Here is a 17,644-nt window from a genome sequence, read left to right as displayed (position 1 = left end):
ATGATCACGCTTGAAAATGTGCTTTTCAAATGGCACGCAAAACAACCTGAGCCGACGATCAATATTCCTGAGCTAGATATTGATCAAGGCGAGCATGTTTTTCTTCACGGTCCGAGTGGTTGTGGTAAATCAACGTTATTATCCCTGCTTGCTGGTGTCACAGTGCCAACACAGGGCAATATCGTGCTTCTTGGTAAAGCGATAAACCAATTGAGTAATAGTAAACGTGACCGTTTTCGTGCCGACCATATTGGTTATATTTTTCAAAACTTTAATTTACTGCCCTATTTATCGCCCATTGAAAACGTGACCTTAGGTTGCCAGTTTTCAAAACAAAGGCAAAACAACGCTCTAAAAAATAGTGCAACAATAGCAGCGGAAGCAAGTCGCTTACTCACTGCTTTAGGACTAAACGACGCCTTGCAACATCAAGCAGTTGCACAGCTGAGTATTGGTCAGCAACAAAGAGTTGCCGCAGCACGCGCCTTTATTGGCAGCCCTGAAATTATCATTGCAGATGAACCTACCTCAGCACTCGACACACAAAATCGCCAAGCCTTCGTAAAATTGTTATTTGAGCAGGCAAGCGCAGCAAATAGCACGCTAATTTTTGTTAGTCATGATGAAACATTACAAACGCTATTTACCCGAAGTATCAGCCTGGTCGAGTTACAAGGAGGCACAGATGCTACTCATTAAACTCGCCACAAAAAGTTTATTAAACCGTAAAGCCAGCGCCCTACTCACTTTGTTTACAATAGCCATAAGCGTGATGCTACTCATGTCGATTGAACGGGTTCGGGTCGATGCTAAAAGTAGCTTTAGCAATACAATTTCTGGCACTGATTTAATTGTTGGTGCGCGTACTGGTGACATCCAACTACTGCTGTCTTCGGTATTTCGCATTGGTCATGCAAACAATGGCGTGAGTTGGAAAAGCTATCAATTCATCTCTGAGCAGCGAGGTGTAAAATGGGCTATACCTATGTCGCTTGGCGACAGCCATAAAGGCTTGGCTGTACTTGGTACAAATAAAGACTATTTTGAGCACTATCGCTTTGCTAAAAAGCAGCCTTTAAGCTTTTTACAAGGTCATGAGTTTAATCATTTATTTGAGGTTGTACTAGGTGCTGAGGTTGCCAATACCCTTGGCTATCAACTTGGTGATGAAGTGGTGATTGCACACGGCATGGGCAATACCAGCTTTCATAACCATGACGATAACCCATTTAAAGTGGTCGGTATTTTAAAACCAACGGGGACACCTGTTGATAAAACCCTGCATATTCCACTTGCAGCAATAGACGCGATTCATGGCAGTCATGCTCATCAGCATGAACCCGCTCAGGCTGATGCAAATGACCATGAGCATGACCATGACCATGACCATGACCATGACCATGACCATGACCATGACCATGACCATGACCATGACCATGACCAGCATGATGATGTTGATTTAGTTGGCACACCAAAACAAATAACCGCTTTTTTACTTGGTTTTGATTCACCACTTTATACCTTACAAGTGCGTCGTAATATCAACCAATACAAAGATGAAGCACTGCTAGCCATCATGCCGGGGGTTACCTTGCGTGAACTCTGGGAAATGCTGTCTATTGTTGAAAAAATCTTGCTGTTATTTTCTATCGTCGTGGTGCTGATCAGTTTACTTGGCATGTTAACGAGCCTGCTTTCAAGCCTAAATCAACGCCGTAGAGAGCTTGCTATTTTGCGCTCTGTGGGCGCAAGGCCATGGCATATATTCACCTTGATCAGTGTCGAGTCATTACTTATAACAGGGCTTGGCTGCATTGTTGGCACCGCACTGTTCTATACTTTAATGTTACTCGGCGCAGATTACTTGCAAAGCCATGCCGGAATAAGCCTAAATATTGCTTTACTGTCATCCTATGAACTCATGCTCTTAGCTGCGATAATGGTCGCAGGCTTTATTGTTGGGTTAATTCCTGCAACCCGTGCGTATTTCTACTCTCTTGCTGATGGTATGAGTATTAAAATTTAAGGAATGTTATGCCGTTTTTTCGAAAATTCGTCGCTTTAGTCGCATTAGTTGTGTGTGCTAGCGCTAATGCTGGCGCACCTAAAGAAATCTTCTGGGAAGATTTAATTCCAAAAGGTCATGTGCAAATCGACACCCAAGCGCAAGCAAACCATGAAAGCTCTGAGCAAAACTGGGTGCAACCAGACCTCGATGCACCTGTGGTAAAAGAACTTAATGGTCAATCAGTAAGTTTGCCTGGCTTTGTTGTACCACTTGAAGGCGATAGCGAAGTGATCACCGAGTTTTTATTGGTACCTTACTTCGGTGCTTGTATTCACGTACCACCACCGCCGCCAAATCAAATTGTGCATGTCACGATTAAAAACGGCGTACCAATCGAAAGCCTCTACGATGCGATTGTCGTGACAGGCGTTATCAGCACCGAAACTTGGTCTGGTGAAATTGCCCAAGTCGGCTATAAAATGAAAGCCGTCGGTGTAGCACCATTTGAGTTATAAGTTTTAAAGAGCATGCTTTTGCATGCTCTTTAAATTAATCCACCACTTTTTCTTTTTCCAGTTCCTGTTCGCTTAATTCATACCAATTCGCTTAATTAAGTGATCTATTTTGAGGCAATAAAACCTCGTTGATAGCAAGGCAAAAATTTCGTTATTTAGTTGTTCTAAATCAGAAATTTTTAACGCAGATAGCGACAGGTTTAATCCCTCAAAATGATTAAGTATTATTGCGGATTGGTATCATACCATCCGCCACCAAGGGCTTTATAGAGCGTTGCTAAGCTTTGCAGACGATCATTCTTTGCCTGCGATAACGCTATTTCTGCCGAAAATAACTGGCGCTGTGCATCCATTAAATCAAGGGAGCTGGCAACACCATTGCTATACCTAAGGCGTGCTAAGCGATGTAATCTTGGCTACTGAGCACCAAGCTCCTTTGCGCATCATAGCTTTGCTCTGCCGACTGATAGTTCGAAAGCTGATTGCTCACTTCTTGCAGTGCCACCAGCACTGTTTTTTGGTATTGAATACTTGCCTGATAAGCTCGTTGTTCCGCCACCGTTAAATTTGCCTGATTACGTCCCATATTAAATATTGGCATTAACAGCTCTGAGCCCAGCAACCAAACCTGCGAATTACTGGCGAGCAAATCACTAAAATCAGTACTTTCACTGCCAAGCTCTGCATATAAATTAAGTTTTGGAAATAAAGCCGCTTTTGCGACCCCAATCTCAGCCATGGCCGCTTGCCATTGATACATTGCTTGCTGCACATCTGGTCTACGCTTTAACAGTTCACTAGGTAGTCCTGTAGGTAATTGCTTAGGAAGGGTTTGTACAGATAACTCATTCCCCCCTTGCACATCAGCATTGGCATCACCAATCAAAAACTTTAACTGATTAATAATCCGCCTTTCACTGTGCTGTAAAGGCGGGATCTTCACTTTCGCTGACTCTAATTCAACCTCGGCTTGGCGCTGTTCTAGCCCTGAAATAATACCGCCTTTTTTACGAATACGCGCAATTTCAAGCTCTTTCTCGCGAAGCTTAATCGTACTCAGGCTAATTTTTAATTGCTCTTCAACTTCTTTGAGGGCAAAAAACTGCTGTGCAACATCAGCAATCAAGGCGAGCTGAAACGCGTTTCTTGCTTGCTCTTGGCTATAATAATTTGCCAGTGCAGCTTCGCTTGCGCGGCGGTTACTGCCAAATAAATCTAGCTCCCAACTTAAGTAACCTTTTAAATCAAATGTATTTTCGGGGCTGCTATTAAGCTCTTCTTCTCGCTCTGAGGTAAAGCCTATGCTTACATCTGGCCATAAAGCGGCATCGGTAATCCGATACTGAGCTCGCGCTTCAATAATTTTCGATTGCGCAATTAACATATCTTGGTTGTTAAGAAGCGCTTGGCTAATTAGTTTTTGCAAATGTGGGTCGTTATATATTTGCTTCCAGCCCGCTAAAGCCTCCGACTGTGGCGTTGCTGTTGCGCCCATAAAATTAGCAACTTCTCTATGATCAGGTATTTCAAAATCTGGCCCTACAGCACAGCCATGAATACAAGCGAAACAAAGCAATGGCAACAATTTATGCATCGACTTGCTCCTCTACTACTTTAGAGGCCAGTATTGGCTGTTTTTTCACAAAGCGTGCAGCAGTAATAAAAAACAGCGGCACTAATATAATGCCAATAGAACTTGCCAGTAACATTCCCCCTAAAATAGGCATAGATACCGACTGCCGACCAACGGCGCCGGGGCCAGAGGCAAGCACTAACGGCAAAACACCAAGCACAAAAGAGGCTGCAGTCATTAAAATAGGCCGAAAGCGAGAACGGGCGGCTTCTATTGCTGCATCAGTGGCATCCATCCCCTCCTGATAAAGCTGATTTGCCACTTCAACAATCAAAATTGAGTTCTTTGCAGCAAGGCCGATCAAAGCAATAAAGGCGACTTGGAAGAATAAATTGTTTTCATGCCCCGTCACTAAGGTCAATACTGCGGCTCCTAACATGGCAATCGGGCTTATTAATAGAACCGCAAACGGTAAACTCCAACTTTCATAGAGCGCCGCTAAAAATAAAAATACAAACACGATAGCAAGGCTGATAGCGATACTTAGCTGCCCCGATGAGCGAATTTCTTGATAGGTTAATCCTGTCCATTCATAGCCAAGGTTAGGCGGTAGTTTTGCCATTTCTTCTTTAATTACGTTAATTACATCTCCCGATGCATAGCCTTCAGCTGGCGATACATTCACCATGGCACTGGTAAACATATTAAAGCGATTTATTGCAGACGGACCGGTTGTTAAATTTAACTTAGCAAGCACATTTGATGGCACCATAGCGCCATTTTTTGAACGCACATAAAATTCGTTGAGGTTTTCAGGGCGTGCCCTAAATTCATCTTCAGCCTGAACTTTAACCCGATAAACCCGGCCAAATAAGTTAAAGTCATTAATTGTTGATGAGCCAGTAAGCACCTTCATTGTGCTGTAAACATCGGCAATCGGCACCTCTAATGCCATGGCTTTTTCTCTATCTAACTCTAAAAATAGCTGAGGTACTGAGCCACGCAGTGAGCTACTTGCTTTAGCAACTTCAGGGCGGTTATTTAAATTTGCCAGCAGTACCTCGAGCGATTCAACCAGACCCGTTAAGTTGCCTCCTGTTTTTTCTTGCAGCGCAAACTCAACGCCAGAGCCCGAACCAAGCCCCGCTACAGCTGATGGTTGAAACACATTAAACTCAGCATCCGGAATGGCATACAACTGCTTACGTATATCATTCATCACACTTGTGACCGTAAAGCCTTGCTCAGCACGCACTTGCCAAGGTTGTAAAATAACCTCCATTTGACCATGTGATTGCGCACTACCAGCACGACGGTTTTCACCCGCTAGCGTGAATGAATAAGCCACCCCGGCATGGTTCATAACATATTGGTTTGCCTTACTTATCACCTCATTGGTACGTGAGACCGTTGCCGCATCTGGCAAGGTAATATCAACAAAAAAGCGTCCTTGATCTTCTTGCGGCATAAAGCTGCTTGGTAATTGGCTAAACACAAAGTAACAGCCTCCTACCATTATAAAAAAGCCAATATAACTACGTTTTGCTTTTTCGGAGCATGCCTTTACAAGCCAAGTGTATTTTTCGCCAACACCTTCAAGCCAGTTATTAAATTTATTAAAAATCTTATTGTTTGATGGGGCACTAGGTTTTAAGAAAATCGCACATAAAGCAGGGCTCAAGGTTAGCGCAACTAAGGTTGAAATGAGTACCGCAACCGTAATTGAAATCGCGAACTCTCGGTACATAATGCCCGTAATACCGGCTAAAAATGACACCGGCACAAACACCGCTGCCAGTACTAAAGAGGTTGCCACTATGGCGCCAGAAAGCTCCGTCATCGCTTGCTTAGTAGCGGCAACTACCTCCATATTTTGCTCATTGATCAGTCGCTCAACACTTTCTACTACGACAATCGCATCATCGACGACGATGCCGATTGCCAATACCATAGCCAATAAACTGACATTGTTAATGGTAAAACCAAATGCAGCCAAGGCGATAAAGGTGCCCACTATCGACACCGGCACAGCTAACGCAGGTATTAAAGTTGTTCGCCAGTTTTGCAAAAATAAATACACCACTAAAATCACTAAGATCAGCGCTTGAATAAGGGTATTAATCACCTCATTAATCGACAGTTTGATGAACTCTGATGCATCATAAAAAAGCTGCCATTTCACTCCCTTTGGAAAAGCCTCGCTCAGGCGCTCCATCTCAGCCTTAACACGCTCTGTAACCGCTAATGCATTAGAGCCTGGTAACATATAAACCTGCAAAATAGTGGCTGGCTGTTCATTAAGTTTTGAATTTAAAGTATACGCAGAGGAAGCTAGCTCAACCCTTGCGACATCTCGCAAACGGATCATCGAGCCATCACTATTAACTCGCAGCATAATATTATTAAACTCATCCACCTTATTAAGCCGGCCTTGTGCTCGTACCGGAAAGTTAAGCTTAATAGCATCGCTCATTGGCTGAGCCCCGATCTCCCCAGCAGCGGCCTCTTTATTTTGTGCTTTGATTGCTGCGGTCACATCATTCACGGTTAACTCGTAGCCCGCTAAAATATCAGGCTTTAACCAGACACGCATAGCATATGAACGCGAGCCAGTGTTACGTACCTTACCAACCCCCGGGACACGCTTTAAAGCTGCCTCAACATTGATGCTAGCGTAGTTACTCAAATAGATTTCATCATAGCGTGGGTCATCAGAGGTCAGTGCCAGTTTCAAAAGCTCAACGGAACTTTCATTAGAGACATTCACCCCTTCAGTTTGCACATCAACAGGTAAATTACTACCAGCTTGACTTGCGGTGTTTTGTACATCAACAAGGGCGAGATCAGGGTCGGTGCCAACATCAAAGGTGAGTGTGATCCCAACACTGCCAGAGTTAGTTGCCTTTGACTCCATATACAACATATTCGGTGTGCCATTTAATTCTTGCTCAAGAGGAATAGCTACCGACTCAGATGCGGTCTCAGCCGTTGCGCCGGGGAATGAAGCAGACACTTTAACCGACGGCGGAGCAATATCTGGGTATTGATCAATGGGTAGGGTAAAGAGCGAGACCAAGCCTGTGAGTAAAATAACTAACGAAATAACGATAGCAAACACTGGACGCTTGATAAAAAAATGCGAAAACATAGCTAAGCTCCCTGCTGATTTTTTTCATCATCTTGTTTGCTTGGTTTATCTGGCGCCAGTGGAGTAGTGTCAGTGTTAGGTGCGACTTGGCGTTTTTCAAATTCGGCTAACGAAATCGCCTTTACTTGCTGACCATGACGAATGCGATGTAAACCTTTCACCACCACTTGCTCACCCGCACTCAAGCCACCGCTAGCAACAATTCCTTGTTCACCGTAATGCTCAACAACAATAAAGCGCCGCTCTATCTCACCTGAATCAAGTACCACCATCACATAAATACCACCCTGCTCAACTTGTGTAGCTTCCTCAGGGACGACAATGGCATCTTTCAACTCAGATAATTTAATTCGTGCTTTTGTATATTGCCCAGGTAATAGCTCACTATTAGGGTTAGGCAGCTTTGCTCTTACTTTAAAGGTGCCCGTTTTCGGGCTAATTTTAGGGTCGGTAAAACTCACATCACCCCAATATCGATACTCGCTGCCATCAGGCAAAGAAATACGTACAAAGCCTTCTAGCGCCTTGCCCTTTTGCTCGGCTTGTAGCTGCTCCATCATGCTGGTCATACGCCGCTTGGCATTCAAGTAATCAAGTGCCGACATATTAAAATTAACGAAAATAGGGTCTATTTGCTGAATAGTAGTAAGGAGTGAAATACCGTTACTGCCGACCAAAGCACCGAGATCGGCTTCTGAGCTACCCACCATGCCGCTAATTGGCGCCGTCACACGGGTATATTCTAAATCAAGCTTGGTTTCTTCAAGTTCTGCTTGGGTTGCTGATAATGAGGCTTGTGCTTGCTCTTGAATCGAAATTGCATTGTCGTAATCAAGCTGACTTGCTGCGTCTTGCTCGTAGAGGGGTTTTAAACGGGTTACATCGCGCTTTGCTTTAGCCAGCGCTGCTTGGTCTTTTTGCAGCGCCGCTTTAACGCGATTAAGTTTTGCTCGGTAGGGTCTATCATCAATGGTGTAGAGTAAATCTCCTTCATTTACCCAGCTACCTTCAACAAATTCTACGCTTTGTACAAAGCCGGTGATCCGCGCTCGCACTTCAACATCCAGCGACGCATCTGTGCGTGCCACGTAATTCCCGTACAGTGGCACATCGAGCTGCTTAACCTCAGCGGTAACCACTTCTTCAACAACCACTTGAGGTTGCTCTTTAGAACAACCCACCAGTGCCGCTAAGCACACGCACCCTATGACGTATTTGTTTAATAGCATACAACCTTCTCATTCCTTAAGCCTGTCTCTATCTTGCTATCTGTTGCAATACTACATAGATGAGGGATTCTTTGTTATTTTTGACAATTAGAGCAGTACACAGTGCTTCTTTGCCCTAATCTAATTTCTTTTAATGGCTCTTTACACGTTACACATGGCTCACCTTTGCGACCATAAACTAGTAATTGCTGGGCAAAATAACCGGGCTTACCATCACTTTGAGCAAAATCTTTTAATGTTGTGCCGCCTTGCGTGATAGCCGCAGCAAGTGTTTCTTTAATAATAGGCACTAATTGCTGATAACGCTTTAAAGACACCTTGCCGGCTTCTCGTTTCGGGTGAATTCCGGCCTTAAATAACGACTCATTGGCATAGATATTACCTACACCAACGACCACAGCATTATCCATAATAAACTGTTTTATTGGTACTTTTTTATTTCTAGACTGTTCGTAAACACGCTTTGCAGCAAACTCATCGGTAAGTGGCTCCGGCCCAAGCTTGGTTAGCAAGGTATGACATTCGCCTGGTGCTTGCCATAAGCAGGCACCAAAGCGACGCGCGTCGTTGAGTCTTAGCGCTTTACCTGAGGCTAAAATAAATTCGATATGGTCGTGCTTTTTTAATGGCTCATCTGCGCTCACAACTCGTAAGTTGCCCGACATTCCTAAGTGCAAAATAACACTACCCAGCTCACAACCGAGTAATAAATATTTTGCTCTACGCTCCACTGAAGTAACTTTAAGTCCTTGTAATTGATATACATCATCAGGCACAGGCCAACGCATACTGGCGTTATGAATATTTACTTTGGTCACTGTTTGGTTAAGCACATGCGGCGTTATTCCCAAACGGCTAACTTCAACTTCTGGTAATTCAGGCATCTGTGACTCTCTTAAAACGGGTATAACGGAAATAACTTAGCAGCATCAGCTTGTTCAAGCTCAAATACTCGTTGTAACCGCTTATCTAATAAATAGTATTGCTGATCTATGTTGTACAACTGATACACCGCTGGCAACTGCTCACCGGCTAGCCACACGGAGGCAACATAATCAGCCGATGTCTGTGAAATTTTACTCACAGGGAGACTGGCAATAGTCAGTTTTTGATGTTGCCAAAGTCCAACAAGTTGTTCGAGCTGCTGCTCATCGCCTTGCCATGTGATTTCTTGCTGTGATTGGCTACGCCAAGAGGTGCCGATACGCTCGATTTTTAATTCTGGAAATGCCATTGCTAAAATAAAGCTTTGTTCTGGGAGTAATGCTTGTACTCCTTCTTCAACGGGCTGTGTATTGAGCTTTTTATGTAGGCCATTGAAGAAAAAAATCATCAATAGCATCGAAATAATCACCACATTATTCCATGCTTTTCGGCTCAAGCGCATCAGTATCTTCCTCAGTTTTCAATATCTTAAAGTGTAACCAAAAAGGACATTAATTGGCAGTTGTAATTGATCAACAAAATTTCATGTCTGTTATGTATCAATCTGTCGATACTTTGCTAAAATATCCGCCAAATTTAAAGGAGTTCCGTCAATGTCAATGTATGTAGTGGGTCATAAGATCCCTGATTCAGATTCAATTTGCGGTGCAATTGCGCTTGCTTACTTAAAAAACCAGATCAATGAACCTGCGATCCCGACGCGTTTAGGTGAAGTATCACCTGAAACACAATTTATCCTAGATAAATTCGGTTTCGAAGCACCTGAGCTAAAACTTAGCTACGCAGGCGAAGACGTTTATATCGTTGACCACACAGAAAAAACACAAGCACCTGATGACATCGATGAAGCACGTGTTGTGGGGGTTGTTGATCACCACAAACTAGGCGACTTAACATCGTCAACACCACTTGAGTGTTGGATCCGCCCTGTGGGTTGTTCAAACACTATCATCAAAATGATGTATGACTTCTACAATGTAGAAATTCCAAAAGATATCGCAGGCATCATGTTATGCGCTATCTTAAGCGACACTGTGATCTTTAAATCACCAACATGTACAACGGCTGATATCAAGTGTGTTGAAGCACTTGCTGAAATCGCTGGCATCGAAGATTTCAAAGAACTTGGCATGGACATGTTCAAGGTTAAATCAGCAGTGGAAGGCACGCCTGCACGCGATTTAGTAATGCGTGATTTCAAAGACTTCAACATGAACGGTAAGCTAGTAGGTATTGGCCAGCTAGAAGTTATCGACCTTGCAGTATTTGATGAAATCAAAGCAGATCTTGAAGCTGATATCGCTAAGCTTAAAGAAGAAGGCGATCGACACTCAGTATTACTCCTGTTAACTGATATCATGAAAGAAGGCTCAGAAATGCTAATTACGTCTGATGACGTATCTGTAATCGAAGCTGCTTATGATGTTAAATCAGAAGACGGTCGCGTATGGTTAGATGGCGTATTAAGCCGTAAGAAGCAAGTAGTACCACCACTACAAGACGCTTTCGCAAAGATCTAATCTTACGAAATAGATACAAAAAAAGCCGATGTTACATCGGCTTTTTTGTGTCTGGAATTTTGCGGTAGTTAGATCTGCGTTGCATTACGCTGGCGTAACACTTCAAATAAACAAATCCCCGTCGCAACTGACACATTTAAGCTAGATACCGTACCAGCCATTGGGATTTTAACTAATAAATCACAATGCTCACGAGTTAAGCGGCGCATACCATCCCCTTCTGCACCCATAACAATCGCCATTGGCCCTGTTAGATTTGCATCGAATAACTCAGTATCTGTTTCACCTGCAGTGCCGACAACCCAAACACCTGCGTCTTTAATTTCGCGTAATGTGCGTGCCAGATTAGTGACTTGTACCAGTGGTACTGTTTCTGCCGCACCACATGCTACTTTACGCGCTGTACCATTGAGTTTTGCTGATTTATCTTTAGGAACGATAATCGCGTGCACGCCTGCAGCATCAGCACTACGTAAACACGCCCCTAAGTTATGCGGATCAGTTATGCCATCAAGTACCAGTAAGAAAGGCGTTTCCTCACGGGCAATGATCTCATCTAGATCTTTCTCGTTATACATACGGGCTGCTTTTACATTGGCAATAATGCCTTGGTGCTGCTCACCGTCGGCTTTATTATCAAGCGCTTTACGCTGCATAAATTGTACAGAAATACCGAATTTACGTGCTTCATCAATAATCGGGTTTAAACGTTTATCTTCACGTCCTTTTAAAGCATAAATTTCTAAAAAGCGCTCTGGCTCTTTTGCTAAAATTGCTTCAACTGAGTGAAAACCAAAAATTAATTCATTACTCACGTATTATTTGCTCCTCGGCTATTACGTTTACGGGCATTCTTACCCGGTCTTTTTGCCTTTTTGGTGGCTTTCTTCTTGCTCTTCTTGTTGCCGGCTTTTACAGCATCGGCTTGTTTACCATTAGGTTTTTTACGCCCTTTAGAATGAGAAGACTTGCCACGTTTTTCGTTGTCTTTATCGCCTGACTTAGCCTCAAAACTGCCTGACTGCGTTTTTTTGCCAGGGATTTTACCGGCCTTAAGCTGGGCACGAACACTTGGTTTTGCAGGGGCACTACGACCACGACGACGCGCATAACGGTCTTGTTGCGCTTCACCTGCTAACACTAAGTTTATGCGTCGCTCATCAAGACTTACAGATGAAACCTGAACCGTTACTTTATCGCCTAAACGATAAACGGTATGTGTTTGTTCACCAATCAAGCAATGCTTAGCTCCATCATAATGGAAATATTCATTGCCTAAATTAGTTACATGGATCATGCCGTCGATTTGTAAGTCGTCTAAACGTACAAATAAACCAAAGTTAGTTACCGATGAGATCACCCCACCAAATTCGTCACCAACATGGTCTTGCATAAATTCACATTTCAGCCAATCTGCGACTTCGCGTGTCGCATCATCAGCACGGCGTTCAGTGGTTGAACACTGCTCACCTAAAATATCAACTTCGTCATCAGTGTAGGCGTACTCACCGGATGTTTGCTGACCTTGCGCTTTAAGCACGGCTTTAATTGCACGGTGCACCACTAAATCAGGGTAACGACGAATAGGCGACGTAAAGTGGGCATAGGCTGGCAAAGCCAAACCAAAGTGACCAATGTTATCTGGCTGATACACCGCTTGCTTCATCGAACGAAGCAACATGGTTTGAATAAGCTCAGCTTCAGGACGGTCGCCTAATCTTGCTAACACCTGAGTGATTTCTTTTGGTGTTGGCTCATCAGAAATCGCGGTTTCAATACCAAGCTCTGATAAAAAGTTTCTGAAGAAACCAAGCTTTTCACCATCCGGCTCATCATGCACACGATAAAGCGCACTTGCTTCGTGTTTTTCTAATAAACGGGCAGCTGATACGTTCGCAAGAATCATGCACTCTTCGATAAGCTTGTGTGCATCATTGCGAACCACTGGCACGATTGATTCAATCTTACGGTGTGCATTAAACACAAAACGCGTTTCTAACGTTTCAAATTCAATCGCACCACGTTCTTGGCGTGCTGCTTTTAGTGCCATATACATCTGATGCAAGTCAGTTAAATGCGGCACCATCTCGGCATATTCTTCACGCAGCTTTTCATCGCCTTGTAAAATCGCATTCACTTTAGTGTAGGTAAAACGAGCGTGTGAATTCATCACCGCTTCGTAAAATTTGTACCCAGACAATTTACCCGCATCTGACACTGTCATCTCAGCGACCATACATAAGCGGTCAACTTTCGGGTTTAGTGAGCATAAGCCATTCGATAGTACTTTTGGCAGCATCGGAATAACTTGCTCAGGGAAGTACACTGAATTACCGCGTTCAATCGCTTCTTTATTCAGAGGCGTATTCATACCTACATAATGCGACACATCAGCAATAGCGACCCATAAACGCCAACCACCCGATGGTTTACGCTCACAATAAACGGCATCGTCAAAGTCACGGGCATCTTCACCGTCAATAGTCACCAGCGGTAAGTCACGTAAATCAACACGACCTAGCTTTGCTTGTTCATCAACAAACTCACCTAAATGAGCAACTTGCTTCTCAACCGCTTCTGGCCACACATGGGGAATATCGTGATTGCGTAGTGCAACTTCAATTTCCATACCCGGTGCTAAATGTTCACCCAGTACCTCGGTTACTTTACCTACCGCATTCATATGTCGGCTAGGGTTTTGGGTAATTTGCACCTGCACCATTTGATTGTGGCGCGCGCCATTTTCACTACCCGGTAGTATCATAATGTCTTGCGTTATGCGTGGGTCTTCCGCCACTACAACAGCAATACCATGCTCAACAAAATAGCGACCAACAATCGGTGCTCGTTCATTGGTTAATACCTTAATGATACGTGCTTCGCATTTGCCACTAGCGCCTTTACGATTGCCTTTTGCAAGCACAATGTCACCGTGTAACACCATATTCATTTGGTGCTTCGCGATAAACCAATCTTTACTCTCACCTTCAACTTCTAAAAAGCCGAATCCGTCACGATGACCAATGACCTTACCTTTAACGAGGCCAGATTCATCGATCAATGCGTAGCATTTAAACTTATTGAAATACAGTTGACCATCGCGCTCCATAGCACGTAAACGACGTTTGAACGCTATTTGGCGCTCTGTATCGTTCACATGTAATTCGTCACAAAGTTGTGTGAAGTTTGCTGGTTTGGCGCGAGATTCTAAGTGAGTAAGTATAAACTCACGGCTAGGGACGGGGTTTTCGTACTTTTCTTGTTCTCGACTGAGATTGGGATCCTGTTTTGACATTCACTATCTTGTTAGTTGGTTATGTTGTTATTTTAACCCATAACCTAACAATGAGACAGGCAAAAGCTATGAAACTTTTAAGAAATTGATTAATTCTGGCAAAAAGTGAGGCGTTGATATTCTTTGCAACAAACACTCTGTGTTAATATTTTCGGAAAATAACAACAAGCTAACAAATCTATATGGATATTAACTTAACCCATTATCTTTCGACTATGGCCTATAACAGCGCCTACATTGGCCTGTTCATTGCTATCATAGCCCTTGCAAAACTGTCGTATAACTTAGCAACTCCTTACAACACCACCAGCCAGTTAACCGATAATGCCAACAGTGCTTTAGGTTTATCGATAGGCGGTTATTTAGGAGCTATCACCATTATTTACGGCTTTGTTTTAGCTGGGCCTAGTAAAGGGCTTGTTAGCGACTTGATGAATGTTTCACTGTACAGCGTGTTAGGTATGGTACTACTGACCTGCTCACGTATTTTAAATGACAAATTACTGCTGCGCTTGTTCTGCAACCAAGAGCAATTAATTAACCAACAAAACGAGGCCGTTGGCTTAGTACAAGCAGCTAACTATATGGCAGCAGCACTTATCATTGGTGGCGCATTAACCGGCGAAGGCACCTGGTTATCAGCCATTGTGTTCTACTTTTTAGGGCAACTGATGCTGATCATTTTTGCCAAAGGCTATGATCACCTTACTGCATTCAACCTTCACGAGCAGCTAGAAAAAGGCAATAAAGCCGTTGCACTTAGCTTTTCAGGCACCATGTTGGCATTAGCTATTATCTTATGTCATGCGCTTATTGGTGGCTTTCATAGTTGGCAACAAAGCTTAAGCTTATTCTTTATTGACGCATTATTTGGCTTTTTAATTTTACCAATTGTGCGTTACCTCGTTGATAAAATTATTTTTAGTAAAATTTCTCTCGACCAAGCAATGCACGATAAAAACACCGCTGTTGCGGTTATCGAAAGCAGCATTGCCATTTGTGTTGCTGTTATCATCACTATCGCTATTTAAGCTTATATATGGAGTAATGGATGAACATCTATAAGCTTTTTATTATTGCTGCCATCTCGTTTTTGGCTTGCATAATAATACGTGCAGATCTTCAAGCGCCACTTATCAGTGGCCAATATGGCAACTTTAAAGACTACGACGGACAAGATAAAGCCTACCTATTTTCAGTGCCAGAAGATGGCCAGATGATGCGCTTAGAAATTAAAGGCAGACTGCCTTTAAATTCGTGGAAAGCTATTGACCTTGAAGTATTTGACCCTGATGGCAACTATTTATTTAGTTACGCAGATGAGCTATGGGCAGAAACCGGACGCGATTCAGAAGGAAAATGGACTGAATACCGTGATTATACTTATCACGATGTCCACTTCCCAAAGAAGGGGCAATATAGCGCCTACGTCAGTAGTACGTTTGGCCCAAATAAGCGTGCCGAACATTTTAGTTATACGTTTCGAATTATTCCAATCAAAGGGAATAGTAAAATACTTATTCCGCTAATGTGGATGTCAGGCATTATTGCTGGCTTATGCCTTTTTGTGATTTTGAATCGCTTAGAGGAAGGTAAAAATAAATCAGATATTTCTTTTCAACCTATCACCAAAAAAGGTTTACAGGCAAAGCAAGCGATGGAAACAACATTTCCTGTTTGGCCTATCGCCCTGCTGTTTTTCGTGCCTGTGCTACTTGTATCTCTGTTCGCCTATGGCAAAGATGATGATGAAGCTGACTGGCAAGTTTATGCCTATGGGCACAGTAATATCTATGTAGATAAACAGCTTCGAGAGCAAAGTATTGGCAGTGCTGGTTTTCGTTCACGAGGCGGCCCGGGTGGTAAGTAAATCAATTCGCGAAAGCCACATTTTACTGTTTAGTATTTTTGTCGCTGGCCTTTGCTCTATTATCTATGAGCTGCTGATCGCAACAACGGGTGCCTACTTTTTGGGTGATAGCATCACCCAATTTTCCCTGACGATTGGCGTCTATATGGCGGCAATGGGCATAGGCTCTTATTTTTCGCGTTTTGTGCCCGATAAACCATTGCTAGCTTATTTTATTGGTTTTGAGTTAGCGCTTGCACTACTTGGTGGTTTGAGCGTGCCCTTGTTGTACTTCTCGTATGCCTATGGCTTACCACTACAAGCAATTAGTATTTTACTCACCACGCTAATAGGGATTTTGATTGGCTTAGAAATTCCGCTGTTAAGTCGCCTAATGGAAAAACATTATGCGCTAAAAGCAAACCTCGCCAATGTGTTATCTATTGACTACTTTGGTGCCCTGCTCGCGACTTTACTGTTTCCTTTTCTATTTTTACCTTGGCTTGGGGTTTTTAAAACGGCCCTAAGCTTTGGCTTAATGAATCTAAGTATTGCGCTGCTATTGCTTTGGTACTTTATCGACCATATCAGCCCAAACCGTCGAAAAGTACTGAGGCTCACACTTGTTTTAGTTAGCTTAATATTGGTGCTTTGCTTATTTGCTAGTAAACAGCTCACGTATCTTTGGCAAAGCCAACTTTACGATGATCGTGTTGTACATTCAGAGCAAACCCCCTATCAGCAAATCGTACTCACTCGTCATAAAGATGATATTCGCCTTTATTTAAACGGTGGCTTACAGTTTTCATCGATTGATGAATATCGCTATCACGAAGCGCTTATTCACCCAGCCATGGTGCGCCATGGCAATGCAAAACGAATTCTAATTTTAGGTGGTGGCGATGGCTTAGCAGCCAGGGAGCTTTTGAAATACCCGCAATTAGAGTCTATTACCCTGGTTGATTTAGACCCTGCTGTCGCTAGGCTTGCGCAAACTAATCACAACCTCACAACACTTAACAAGCACTCACTGAGCGATCCTAAAGTGACAATTATTCATCAAGATGCCTATGTGTTTGTTGAGCAAAGCCAACAACTGTTCGATATTATTTTTATTGATTTACCCGATCCAAAAGCAATCAATCTTGCACGGCTTTACAGTCAGCAGTTTTATCAACTAGTAAAAACACGACTGCCAAATAACGGAATTGTGGTCACCCAAGCCACCAGTCCATTTTTTGCAAAACAGGCATTTTGGTCTATCAACAACACGCTCAGTGCAGCAGGCTTTGCTCATACTTTGCCTTATCATTTGAATGTGCCCTCTTTCGGTGAGTGGGGCTTTGTTATGGCTTGCAACTTGATCTGTAGCAACCACCAGTTGTTGCCTGTTAACACCCGCTATTATCGCCCTGAAAATGACGCACAACTGTTTATTTTCACGCCAGACATTAGCGCTAACAACGAAAAAGTATCGACGCTTGATGAGCCAAATGTGCTGCACTATTACTTACAAGGGTGGAAATATTGGAACTAAACGAATGGATTAGCCTATTTGGGGA

13 protein-coding genes and 1 pseudogene are annotated in these 17,644 nt (G+C 43.2%); 7 read left to right on the top strand and 7 right to left on the bottom strand.

Annotated elements, in window-relative coordinates:
• Genes C2M25_RS00965 through C2M25_RS00955 form a run of 3 tightly spaced genes read left to right on the top strand, consistent with a single transcriptional unit; the run spans position 1 to position 2,523 of the window.
• A complete protein-coding gene (locus tag C2M25_RS00965) occupies positions 1-699 on the top strand; it encodes an ABC transporter ATP-binding protein (protein ID WP_063702002.1) in 699 nt (232 codons plus the stop codon).
• Complete coding sequence (locus tag C2M25_RS00960; RefSeq protein ID WP_105180161.1) at positions 686-2,026, top strand: ABC transporter permease; 1,341 nt, start codon at positions 686-688, stop codon at positions 2,024-2,026. Before C2M25_RS00965 ends, C2M25_RS00960 begins: the two co-directional genes overlap by 14 nt.
• An 8-nt stretch (positions 2,027-2,034) precedes the next feature.
• Complete coding sequence (locus C2M25_RS00955) at positions 2,035-2,523, top strand: DUF3299 domain-containing protein (protein WP_105180160.1); 489 nt, start codon at positions 2,035-2,037, stop codon at positions 2,521-2,523.
• Positions 2,524-2,747: 224 nt separating this feature from the next.
• On the opposite strand, the pseudogene C2M25_RS00945 reads toward C2M25_RS00955, so the two are convergent.
• The 5 genes and pseudogenes from C2M25_RS00945 to C2M25_RS00925 form a co-directional block, all read right to left on the bottom strand.
• A pseudogene (locus C2M25_RS00945) lies at positions 2,748-4,117 on the bottom strand (efflux transporter outer membrane subunit).
• Complete coding sequence (locus C2M25_RS00940; RefSeq protein ID WP_105180157.1) at positions 4,110-7,244, bottom strand: efflux RND transporter permease subunit; 3,135 nt, start codon at positions 7,242-7,244, stop codon at positions 4,110-4,112. Before C2M25_RS00940 ends, C2M25_RS00945 begins: the two are co-directional and overlap by 8 nt.
• 2 nt (positions 7,245-7,246) lie before the next feature.
• Positions 7,247-8,473, bottom strand: a complete 1,227-nt coding sequence (locus C2M25_RS00935) for an efflux RND transporter periplasmic adaptor subunit (RefSeq protein ID WP_105180156.1) — start codon at positions 8,471-8,473, stop codon at positions 7,247-7,249.
• Between the two features lie 74 nt (positions 8,474-8,547).
• Entirely contained in the window at positions 8,548-9,357 is an 810-nt protein-coding gene (gene mutM, locus C2M25_RS00930) for a bifunctional DNA-formamidopyrimidine glycosylase/DNA-(apurinic or apyrimidinic site) lyase (RefSeq protein WP_054552701.1), read from the bottom strand.
• Positions 9,358-9,368: 11 nt separating this feature from the next.
• Positions 9,369-9,860: a hypothetical protein gene (locus tag C2M25_RS00925; RefSeq protein WP_199775133.1), complete on the bottom strand. Its 492-nt coding sequence runs from the start codon at positions 9,858-9,860 to the stop codon at positions 9,369-9,371.
• 151 nt (positions 9,861-10,011) lie between these two features.
• Here C2M25_RS00925 and C2M25_RS00920 point away from each other — a divergent pair, with 151 nt between their 5' ends.
• Positions 10,012-10,938 (top strand): manganese-dependent inorganic pyrophosphatase, encoded by a 927-nt coding sequence (locus tag C2M25_RS00920; RefSeq protein WP_063701986.1) that lies wholly within the window; start codon positions 10,012-10,014, stop codon positions 10,936-10,938.
• A gap of 68 nt (positions 10,939-11,006) precedes the next feature.
• Here the strand turns inward: C2M25_RS00920 and rlmB are convergent, their stop codons facing one another.
• Both rlmB and rnr read right to left on the bottom strand, forming a co-directional pair.
• Positions 11,007-11,753: a 23S rRNA (guanosine(2251)-2'-O)-methyltransferase RlmB gene (gene rlmB, locus C2M25_RS00915; RefSeq protein ID WP_063702555.1), complete on the bottom strand. Its 747-nt coding sequence runs from the start codon at positions 11,751-11,753 to the stop codon at positions 11,007-11,009.
• Positions 11,750-14,233, bottom strand: coding sequence for a ribonuclease R (gene rnr, locus C2M25_RS00910; protein ID WP_105180154.1), 2,484 nt, complete (start codon positions 14,231-14,233; stop codon positions 11,750-11,752). The genes rlmB and rnr overlap by 4 nt, the downstream gene beginning before the upstream one ends.
• Before the next feature lie 182 nt (positions 14,234-14,415).
• On the opposite strand from rnr, the gene C2M25_RS00905 reads away from it, so the two are divergent.
• From C2M25_RS00905 to C2M25_RS00895, 3 genes are read left to right on the top strand one after another with little or no spacing between them, the layout of a single operon-like run.
• Positions 14,416-15,264 (top strand): DUF350 domain-containing protein, encoded by an 849-nt coding sequence (locus C2M25_RS00905; protein WP_063702559.1) that lies wholly within the window; start codon positions 14,416-14,418, stop codon positions 15,262-15,264.
• 20 nt (positions 15,265-15,284) lie between these two features.
• On the top strand, positions 15,285-16,103 hold the full coding sequence (locus C2M25_RS00900) for a hypothetical protein (RefSeq protein WP_105180153.1): 819 nt from the start codon (positions 15,285-15,287) through the stop codon (positions 16,101-16,103).
• Positions 16,093-17,619: a polyamine aminopropyltransferase gene (locus C2M25_RS00895; protein ID WP_234003510.1), complete on the top strand. Its 1,527-nt coding sequence runs from the start codon at positions 16,093-16,095 to the stop codon at positions 17,617-17,619. Before C2M25_RS00900 ends, C2M25_RS00895 begins: the two co-directional genes overlap by 11 nt.
• Positions 17,620-17,644: the final 25 nt, after the last annotated feature.

This window comes from Pseudoalteromonas sp. T1lg21 (assembly GCF_002964625.1).
GTDB classification, from domain to species: domain Bacteria; phylum Pseudomonadota; class Gammaproteobacteria; order Enterobacterales; family Alteromonadaceae; genus Pseudoalteromonas; species Pseudoalteromonas gelatinilytica.
This window is presented reverse-complemented; position numbering and strand designations above follow the sequence as displayed.

What these genes read in the sequence shown, in the direction of transcription:
- C2M25_RS00965 (WP_063702002.1), top strand. Translation starts at nt 1, where the DNA reads ATGATCACGCTTGAAAATGTGCTTTTCAAATGGCACGCAAAACAACCT.
- C2M25_RS00960 (WP_105180161.1), top strand. Translation starts at nt 686, where the DNA reads ATGCTACTCATTAAACTCGCCACAAAAAGTTTATTAAACCGTAAAGCC.
- C2M25_RS00955 (WP_105180160.1), top strand. Translation starts at nt 2,035, where the DNA reads ATGCCGTTTTTTCGAAAATTCGTCGCTTTAGTCGCATTAGTTGTGTGT.
- C2M25_RS00940 (WP_105180157.1), bottom strand. Translation starts at nt 7,244, where the DNA reads ATGTTTTCGCATTTTTTTATCAAGCGTCCAGTGTTTGCTATCGTTATT.
- C2M25_RS00935 (WP_105180156.1), bottom strand. Translation starts at nt 8,473, where the DNA reads ATGCTATTAAACAAATACGTCATAGGGTGCGTGTGCTTAGCGGCACTG.
- mutM (WP_054552701.1), bottom strand. Translation starts at nt 9,357, where the DNA reads ATGCCTGAATTACCAGAAGTTGAAGTTAGCCGTTTGGGAATAACGCCG.
- C2M25_RS00925 (WP_199775133.1), bottom strand. Translation starts at nt 9,860, where the DNA reads ATGCGCTTGAGCCGAAAAGCATGGAATAATGTGGTGATTATTTCGATG.
- C2M25_RS00920 (WP_063701986.1), top strand. Translation starts at nt 10,012, where the DNA reads ATGTCAATGTATGTAGTGGGTCATAAGATCCCTGATTCAGATTCAATT.
- rnr (WP_105180154.1), bottom strand. Translation starts at nt 14,233, where the DNA reads ATGTCAAAACAGGATCCCAATCTCAGTCGAGAACAAGAAAAGTACGAA.
- C2M25_RS00905 (WP_063702559.1), top strand. Translation starts at nt 14,416, where the DNA reads ATGGATATTAACTTAACCCATTATCTTTCGACTATGGCCTATAACAGC.
- C2M25_RS00900 (WP_105180153.1), top strand. Translation starts at nt 15,285, where the DNA reads ATGAACATCTATAAGCTTTTTATTATTGCTGCCATCTCGTTTTTGGCT.